The organism is uncultured Eudoraea sp. (assembly GCF_947258525.1).
GTDB lineage: Bacteria > Bacteroidota > Bacteroidia > Flavobacteriales > Flavobacteriaceae > Eudoraea.
This window is the reverse complement of record NZ_CAMYIP010000156.1, coordinates 1-8,020: the sequence shown is the minus strand read 5'-3', so window position 1 is coordinate 8,020 and position 8,020 is coordinate 1. Positions and strand designations below refer to the sequence as shown.

Annotated in this window: 8 protein-coding genes and 1 pseudogene; 3 read left to right on the top strand and 6 right to left on the bottom strand. The window is 37.3% G+C overall.

Annotated elements, in window-relative coordinates; all coding sequences use genetic code 11:
• Positions 1–442, bottom strand: a 442-nt coding sequence (locus tag Q0X89_RS11500; protein ID WP_297694270.1) for a transporter substrate-binding domain-containing protein, incomplete at its 3' end; no start/stop codon positions are given.
• Positions 443–705: 263 nt separating this feature from the next.
• On the opposite strand from Q0X89_RS11500, the pseudogene Q0X89_RS11495 reads away from it, so the two are divergent.
• The 3 genes and pseudogenes from Q0X89_RS11495 to Q0X89_RS11485 form a co-directional block, all read left to right on the top strand.
• Positions 706–1,485: pseudogene (locus tag Q0X89_RS11495) on the top strand (GGDEF domain-containing protein); the annotation flags it as partial.
• 75 nt (positions 1,486–1,560) lie between these two features.
• The gene (locus Q0X89_RS11490; protein ID WP_297694272.1) at positions 1,561–2,325 is read left to right on the top strand and encodes an exodeoxyribonuclease III; all 765 of its coding nucleotides are present in this window, start codon (positions 1,561–1,563) and stop codon (positions 2,323–2,325) included.
• Between the two features lie 75 nt (positions 2,326–2,400).
• Positions 2,401–3,441: an aldo/keto reductase gene (locus Q0X89_RS11485; RefSeq protein ID WP_297694268.1), complete on the top strand. Its 1,041-nt coding sequence runs from the start codon at positions 2,401–2,403 to the stop codon at positions 3,439–3,441.
• Between the two features lie 80 nt (positions 3,442–3,521).
• Here Q0X89_RS11485 and radA read toward each other — a convergent pair whose 3' ends face one another.
• From radA to Q0X89_RS11460, 5 genes are all read right to left on the bottom strand, one after another.
• Entirely contained in the window at positions 3,522–4,883 is a 1,362-nt protein-coding gene (radA, locus tag Q0X89_RS11480; RefSeq protein ID WP_297694266.1) for a DNA repair protein RadA, read from the bottom strand.
• Between the two features lie 114 nt (positions 4,884–4,997).
• Positions 4,998–6,143, bottom strand: coding sequence for an alpha/beta hydrolase-fold protein (locus Q0X89_RS11475; RefSeq protein ID WP_297694264.1), 1,146 nt, complete (start codon positions 6,141–6,143; stop codon positions 4,998–5,000).
• 27 nt (positions 6,144–6,170) lie between these two features.
• Entirely contained in the window at positions 6,171–7,136 is a 966-nt protein-coding gene (locus Q0X89_RS11470; protein ID WP_297694262.1) for a lysylphosphatidylglycerol synthase transmembrane domain-containing protein, read from the bottom strand.
• Positions 7,137–7,138: 2 nt separating this feature from the next.
• Positions 7,139–7,489, bottom strand: a complete 351-nt coding sequence (gene panD, locus Q0X89_RS11465) for an aspartate 1-decarboxylase (protein WP_297694260.1) — start codon at positions 7,487–7,489, stop codon at positions 7,139–7,141.
• A 13-nt stretch (positions 7,490–7,502) separates the two neighbouring features.
• A partial coding sequence (locus tag Q0X89_RS11460) for a pantoate--beta-alanine ligase (RefSeq protein WP_297694258.1) occupies positions 7,503–8,020 on the bottom strand: 518 nt, incomplete at its 5' end.

Sequence of the window (8,020 nt, the reverse complement as noted above, 5' to 3'; positions counted from 1 at the left end):
TTAACTCTTTGTAATATAAATCATTTTGGAGAACGGCTATTTTCTTTCCCTCAAAATCGAGAATAGATTCAATCCCTGAATTTTTGTTTATATATATTTGGCCCCAATTGCTGAGGACATTTTCATATGTGAAGTCAAAAATCTGATTGCGTTGCTCAGAAAATGCAATAGCTCCCATAATATCCAGCTTGCCAGATCTCAAATCCTCATAGCATTGGATCCAGGATCCACTATGATATTCAATTGTCCACCCCTCTTTTTTGGCGATATAATTGAGGATATCTGGAAAAATTCCCTTTACCTTGCCATCTTCATCTGTGAATAGAAGTGGTCTATTTTGATAGACACCGACTTTGATTTTAGTGTCTGCAACCGAGCTACAAGGAATGAGAATAGCTATAAAGATTATACAGAAAATATTTAGGAAGGCGTATTTTCTCATGTTCCAACTCTCGTCTTAAGTTGATCGAATAAATTATCGGGGAGATCAAGTAAGTCAGGCAAACAACTTTTTATATATTTTTATATATTAGATATCGGTTTAATCGTTGATAACATTAGTTATATTTTAACGCCCGGTAACTGAAAACCTCTCAACCCGAAAACACCACCTTAATTTTTTCAGTGGTAACGTTAAAGTATTCCTATGAAATCCCGATAAATAACCAATCAATCGTTAATTCAATCATTTGGTAATAATTATCAATGCACGAAAGCAAATTAATCAATCCGGATAAAACCGCTATTATTGATCTCGACTCCCTCATTAGGGATGATGATCGTCATCCATATTTGGTAATTTATATCGGCAACGCTAATGGTCGCCGCCATAGGCTCAAACGGGGAATTATGACCGTCGGCCGATCGCCCCAGGCCGATATCACCATTGAGGATGATCGGATATCCCGTATCCACTGCATCATCGAATGGATGGGCGATACAATTACGATTCAAGATAAAGGTTCGACCAACGGCACCTACGTTGACACACGAAAAGTGAAACGTGCCCTTTTAACACCCGGTGTCCCCCTTCAACTGGGTCATTCAATCATGAAAATTGAATACAAGTCTGAAGCCGAAATCCGTTCTGAGGAAACACTTTTGCATAGGGCTTCGTTTGATGCCCTTACAGGAATTTTTAACCGCCAGCACTTTATCAAACTTGCCTCCATGGAGATGACTTACGCCAGCAGGCATAAACTTCCGGTTGGCGTCATTATGATGGATATTGATAACTTTAAACAGGTCAATGACACTTATGGACATCAATGCGGCGACGCAATCTTGGCTCAGTTTGCCAATATTATCATCGAAAATAAACGCACGGAGGATATTTTTGCTCGCTATGGTGGTGAAGAATTTATTATTTTGCCACGCGGAGAGATTAGCAAGGAAGATATGGGGATTCAATGCGAACGAATTCGAAAGGCTGTTGAGAATTTTGAATTCCGCTATGACGAGGCACGTATCCGGCTAACGGTCTCTCTTGGTTTTTATATTAAAATACATTTGGCAGGTTGGATTAAACATTCACTATTTTTGAAAATAAATAAAATAGGTTTGAAAATAGTTTCATACAATGTAAATGGTATCAGGGCAGCCCTTAACAAAGGTTTTCTAGAGTGGGTCCAGCAGGTTGACCCCGATGTGATTTGTCTTCAGGAAATCAAGGCAATGAAAGAGCAATTAGATCTTAGTATTTTTGATAAAATCGGATATGTTCATAATCACTGGTTTAGTGCTCAAAAAAAAGGATATAGCGGGGTTGCTATTTTGTCCAAAAAGCAGCCAGATCATGTAGAATATGGAACCGGAATAGACTATATGGATTTTGAAGGAAGGAATCTTCGGGCGGATTTTAACGGGCTTTCAATTATGAGTATGTATCTACCTTCAGGTACCAACTTGGCAAGATTAGATCTGAAATTGCAGTATATGGCAGATCTGCAGTCATATATTGATAAAATTAAAATAGCACACCCCAACCTTATTATTTGCGGCGATTACAATATTTGTCATCAGGCAATCGATATTCACGATCCGGTAAGAAATAAGAATGTGTCTGGTTTTTTACCTGTTGAACGCGAATGGATGGGCAATTTTATGGATAGTGGATTTATAGACAGCTTTAGGTTTTTTAATAAAGAACCACATCATTATACCTGGTGGAGTTATAGGGCAAATGCCCGAAATAATAACAAGGGATGGCGCCTGGATTATGGGATGGTCAGCCGTAGCCTTGAGAATAGATTAAAGCGCTCTGTGATACTTTCGGAAGCGAGGCATAGCGACCATTGTCCAATTCTGGTTGAATTACATGAATAATTAAAATAAGCTTAATAAAATGTAAACATGGTAATGATTAAATTTGTCTGGTCAAAAAATAGATAGTATTTGCTTATGATATATAAAAAATTACCTCACACGGATATAGAAGTCAGTAAGATTTGTTTGGGCACAATGACCTGGGGCCGCCAAAATTCCGAAGAGGAAGGACATAAGCAAATGGATTATGCAGTTGATCAGGGAATAAATTTTTTTGATACTGCTGAGCTTTACCCTATTCCGGCTCATCCCGACAGATATGCTGATACCGAAAAAATAATTGGTAACTGGTTTAAGAAAACCGGAAAAAGGGACAAGATTATTCTGGGTACCAAGATTGCAGGGAAAGCAGACTTTACCAAATTCATCAGATCAACCGGTTTTAGAAGGGAATCCTTAATTGAAGCGGTTGAAGGAAGTCTGGAACGACTACAAACAGATTATATTGATTTGTATCAATTGCATTGGCCGGAACGTTCCACCAATTACTTCGGAAAAAGGGGTTATAAGCATGACCATACAGATCATTGGCAGGATAATATCCATCAGGTATTGGAAACTCTTAGGGATCTTATAACTGAAGGAAAAATTAGACATGTTGGACTTTCCAATGAGACCCCATGGGGAACCATGCGCTTTTTGGAGGAAAGCAAAGTACACTCCAGCTTACCCAGGATGATTACCATCCAAAACCCATATAATTTATTAAACCGCCAATTTGAAGTTGGGCTTTCTGAAATATCAATTCGAGAAAGTATAGGTCTTTTAGCCTATTCTCCTTTGGGATTTGGAGTTCTTAGTGGAAAGTATATGGGAGGCATGAAGCCTGCAAACGCGAGGATCACCTTATTTCCTGCATACAATAGATATATTAGCGACAATGCAAACCGGGCTACCCAGCAATATTACGAACTTGCCCAGGAACATAATCTTTCACTTACTAAAATGGCCCTGGCATTTGTAAATTCAAGACCATTTATAACCAGTAATATTATCGGCGCTACATCTATGAAGCAACTGGAAGAAAACATATCCAGTATTGAAGTTGATCTCTCAGATGAGGTGATAAAGGGGATAGAATCTATTCACAATAATATTCCTGATCCGGCTCCTTAATTTTCATTAGAAAGCATCAATATCATTAATTACCGGCTGGACAGGTTTCTTTTTGGGAAAAGACTAAAACAAAAATTTTCTTAAATAAAGAGTGTGTTAACCACATCCTCAATTTTGGAGACTAATTCTACTTTTATTTTAGTATTCTTAAGGGCAATTTTATTATTCTTTGAAACGAAAATTTTTGAAAACCCGAGTTTATCTGCTTCAAGAATTCTTTGTTCCACTCTTTGAACAGGTCTTACCTCTCCGGCGAGGCCAATTTCTGCAGCGAAACATACATTTTTTTCAATGGGGACATCTGAATTACTTGATAAAATAGCAGCAACTACTGCAAGATCAATTGCCGGATCGTCTACACTGATTCCACCTGTAATATTTAAAAACACATCTTTTGCACCAAGCCTGAAGCCAGCTCTTTTTTCTAAAACAGCCAATAACATATTCAGGCGTTTCGCATTATAACCAGTAGCAGAACGTTGTGGAGTGCCGTAGACCGCCGTACTAACTAAAGCCTGAATTTCTATCATTAACGGGCGCATGCCTTCTATAGTTGAAGCAATAGCCGTACCACTAAGTCCTGAATCGCTTTTTGAAAGCAATACTTCTGAGGGATTATTTACCTCCCTAAGTCCATCACGCTGCATTTCATAAATGCCTAACTCTGCTGTTGAACCAAATCTATTTTTCAATGCACGCAAAATACGGTATACGTAATTCCGATCGCCTTCAAATTGTAAGACCGTATCAACCATATGTTCTAAAATCTTGGGTCCGGCAATATTTCCATCTTTTGTTATATGTCCTATTAAGATAACTGGGGTATTTGTTTCTTTAGCGAATCTAATAAGTTCCGCTGCGCATTCACGAACCTGAGATATGCTGCCGGCAGAAGATTCTATATAATCTGAGTGGAGGGTCTGAATAGAATCAATGACTACAATATCGGGTGTTATTTCATTGATCTGTTTAAATATATTTTGTGTTTTAGTTTCGGTTAGTATATAGCAAGTCTGATTATTAGGATGTATCCTCTCCGCCCTCATTTTTATTTGCTTTAGACTTTCCTCACCTGAAACGTATAGAGTCCTCAAGTTTAGTCTTAATGCAATTTGTAGCAGCAATGTACTTTTACCTATACCCGGTTCTCCGCCGAGCAGAACCAGTGAACCGGGGACTAAACCACCCCCTAAAACACGGTTAAATTCTTTATCGCAAATGTCCAGCCTAAATTCACTGGAAGTATTGATCTGTCCAACCAAAACAGGCTTTGAGGTTGTTGTCTTTGCATCATTGAAGTTTTGCCAGCTAATATCCTTCTCCTTTTGGATAACTTCTTCCACAATTGTATTCCACTCCTTGCAGGCACCACATTGCCCTACCCATTTGGCATATTGGGTGCCACAATTCTGACAAAAAAAAGCTGTTTTTGTTTTAGCCATTTGAACCTAAGCTGGTTTGGGCTAAAGATATTGTGGTTACTATAAAAATCAAAAGAAAGTTGATAGTTTAAATATCAATCGATATTTAAGTAAAAGGAATACGGCCATTCTATTTTAAAAGCCAAAGTCTGCTTTAAGAGCGTCCATTTTTTCCAAAGCCATTTCCTTTGTCAGAAAATCGATCTCTTCCATTGCGAACGCTTTTTCAAAAGTGCGTAGCGCCTTTTTCGCTTCGCCCAGTTCTTCGTAATACTCTCCTTCAAAGTAGAATCCAAGCATTGTACTCGGGAATTCTTGTTTACACAAATCAGACAAGGGTTTTAAAGATTCATAGTCATCTTTTTTTCGGCTTGCGGCATATATGGCCATAATATCATTTAACTCCACTTCTTTCCTAAAACCAAATAATTCTTCTATAGAATTGTATTTGTCTTCCAAATATTTGTAAACAGGTTCGTCTGATGTAAGAATATTTTCTTTGTATTCTTTTGGACTAATTGGCTTAAAAATCTCGAACATGCTTCCCCAGGCCTTTCCTATTCCATAAGTTGCTATTGATACTTCGTTGGCCGATGGATATTCATCGAAATGATAATTGAACCCCTTTTTATCAATGCTTTTTAAGGCCTTGTCCATCTGCAATATTGCTTCCCTACTATCATTTCGTTCTCCACTAACTATTAAATGATAAAAAATTTGTTGATTTACTTCACTAAGTCTGGCCGGTACTCTGTTCTCCATTTCAGGTGCCAGATAAGGAGATATGCTGATGAATGCATTAAACAGGGATTTTTCTTTGAATAAATAATAATTCCCAAAATTTGCAGTAATATCGTAACCCACGAACATGCTGAAAGGAGCAGTATTGTAAGTGGTTTTAAGGTATGGGACAAGTTCCATTCCAAGAAATTCAAAAAATAGTTTTCCTTTTTCCGTTGGAAGGCCCGAGTTTTCTTCAAAAGCGCAATCTTCCCATCTCAAATCATTTTCATTCTGAAAAACTCCAACAACTATGGTCTCCGGTGTTCCTTGAAAAGTGGAATAAAATTTGGAATTAGCAACAACCTGATCAAATAGGTATTCTCCATCCAACACCACAACCAAAGGATATTTCTTCTCTGGATTATAATCTTCTGGAATATAATATTTTACATCCCTTCTCTCTTGCAGTTTAAAAGACTCAAAAATCTCTTGTGTTATTTGTGCTCCTACTGCTGTACTAAACAGAATTGCAGCAAAAAGTAAAAAATTACGTATCATTCCAAATTATTTGAAAACAGCGTTAGGCTATTTATTCCTGTTCAATAACGGCAGAAGAAGGAAAGATATTGCACCAAATACTACAACCATTAGAGTTTGTGCAATCCACATAATCCATCCAAATGCATTACCGGAAACAGCTGAAATACCAAAAATAGTTAGTGATTTGCTTACAGCTATAGGATAAAGCCCGATACCTCCATTGGTGGTGGACATCGCAAAAGCACCCGCAACAAAGGCTACCAATAGTTGGCCAAACGAGAGATCAATAGTTTCGGGGACTGTATATTTTATAACCCAAAACATAAGGATATAGGCTGCCCAGATAAAAAAGGTGTGTATTACAAAGGCCCATTTATATTTCATTTTGAAAATACTCAGTACACCGTCTAAAAGTCCTTTAATAAAATCTCTGATTTTTATTGCAAAACGCGAACTTGAACGGCGCAAAAAGGCCATTATAAGAAGTAGTCCAATGAAACCAATACTAAGAAAAATTAAGGTAGTTGTAATACCCACACCTTTTTCATTTAAAAAGGCAAGAATTATATCGGTTTGTGAAAAAAGGGCTATTAGTATTATGAGAAGTAAAATCAGTAAATCTATTACCCTTTCTGTAACTATTGTCCCAAAACCTTTTTGAAAAGGAACGTTTTCGTAGGTTGCAAGCGCAGTGGCTCGTAATACCTCACCGGATCTTGGGATGCCCAAATTGGCAAAGTAAGCCATCAGGATGATAAAAACATTATTACTCACTTTTGGTGCATATCCTAGGGGTTCCAGAAGATAATTCCAACGGATTGCCCTTGAAATATGGCTTAAAATTCCAATGAAAACAGAAATGCCTATCCAAAAAAGGTCAGCTTCTTTAATATATCGGATTATTTGTATTCTGTCTTCTTCAGAAGTTATTCTATATGAATACCAGATTAAAAAAACTCCCAAAGCAATTGGGAGTATAATTTTTAAGATCTTTTTCAGTTGTTTGCTCAAGACTATTTTAACAGATTGGTTGCTTCATCCGGGAACACTAAAGCCGGATTAAATTTCTTAGCTTCTTCAATATCCATTCTCGCATAAGTAATTAAAATCAGAATATCACCCACCGCCACTTTTCTGGCAGCGGCACCATTTAGAGTTAATTCACCTGTTCCTCTTGGTCCGGGAATAACATAGGTTTCCAATCGTTCACCATTGTTATTATTGACAATCTGCACTTTTTCACCTTGAATAATATTGGCCGCATCCATAAGATCTTCATCTATGGTAATACTTCCTATATAATTAAGGTCAGCTCCTGTAACGCGAACCCTATGTATTTTAGATTTGACAACTTCTATTTGCATGGCACAAAGTTAATTAATTAAGGGCTATATTATCGATTAGTCGAACACCGTCGACATAAACAGCTATAAAGGCCCTGTATTTTTTATTTTTATGTTTTCTTTTCACAGGATTTAAAGTTTCCTGTTCGGTTATATTAATGTATTCTAAATTGAACGCGGACTGACTATCAAATTTATGCTTCACCCAATCCATTACTTTTGCAGCACTTTTCATGCCAAATAATGCTTTGGCAGCCAAAAGCGTTTTATAGATAAATGAAGCTTGGTCTCTAAGTTCTTTTGGCAGTCTTTCGTTTCTGGAACTCATGGCAAGTCCATTTGGTTCTCTGACAATTGGGCAGCCAATAATTTCAATTGGCATTTTGGTTTTTTCAACTAATTTTTTAATAATTAACAGTTGCTGAAAATCCTTCTCACCAAAATATGCTTTATTAGGTTTCACTATCAAAAAAAGCTTTTCAACTACGGTTGCGACACCCAAAAAATGATTGGACCTGAATTTACCCTCCATGGTGGTATCTAAACCATCAA

Excerpts from the sequence above, each read along its gene's own strand:
- Q0X89_RS11475 (WP_297694264.1), bottom strand. The coding sequence starts at position 6,143 with ATGATACGTAATTTTTTACTTTTTGCTGCAATTCTGTTTAGTACAGCA.
- panD (WP_297694260.1), bottom strand. The coding sequence starts at position 7,489 with ATGCAAATAGAAGTTGTCAAATCTAAAATACATAGGGTTCGCGTTACA.
- Q0X89_RS11485 (WP_297694268.1), top strand. The coding sequence starts at position 2,401 with ATGATATATAAAAAATTACCTCACACGGATATAGAAGTCAGTAAGATT.
- radA (WP_297694266.1), bottom strand. The coding sequence starts at position 4,883 with ATGGCTAAAACAAAAACAGCTTTTTTTTGTCAGAATTGTGGCACCCAA.